The organism is Salipiger sp. (assembly GCF_059781815.1).
Genome location: NZ_JBYNAH010000079.1, coordinates 1 through 420 on the forward strand (window position 1 = coordinate 1; position 420 = coordinate 420).

Below are 420 nucleotides of genomic sequence, written 5' to 3' on the forward strand. Positions count from 1 at the left end.
CCGCCACGATGTAGAGCGGCAGCCAGACCACCAGAAGCAGCAGCGACAGGCGCTTGCGGGTCTTGTGCGAAAGCGCCATCAGTCCTCGAACGGGTCGGTGACGAGGATGGTGTCCTCGCGCTCGGGCGAGGTCGAGAGCATGGCGACCGGGCAACCGATCAGCTCTTCGATGCGGCGCACGTACTTGATCGCCTGACCGGGCAGGTCGTTCCACGAGCGCGCACCCTCGGTCGACTCGCTCCAGCCGTCCATCTCTTCGTAGACCGGCACGCAGCGGGCCTGCTCTTCGGTGGCGATGGGCAGGTGGTCGAGCAGCTTGCCGTCGAGCTCGTAGCCGGTGCAGATCTTGATCTTTTCGAACCCGTCGAGCACGTCGAGCTTGGTCAGCGAGATGCCGTTGACGCCCGAGGTGGCGCAGGT

General features: G+C 65.5%; 1 protein-coding gene. It reads right to left on the reverse strand.

Annotation, left to right across the window (positions count from 1 at the left end):
• Positions 1-78: 78 nt before the first annotated feature.
• Positions 79-420, reverse strand: a 342-nt coding sequence (locus AC6RA4_RS11170; RefSeq protein WP_500160299.1) for an adenylosuccinate synthetase, incomplete at its 5' end; no start/stop codon positions are given.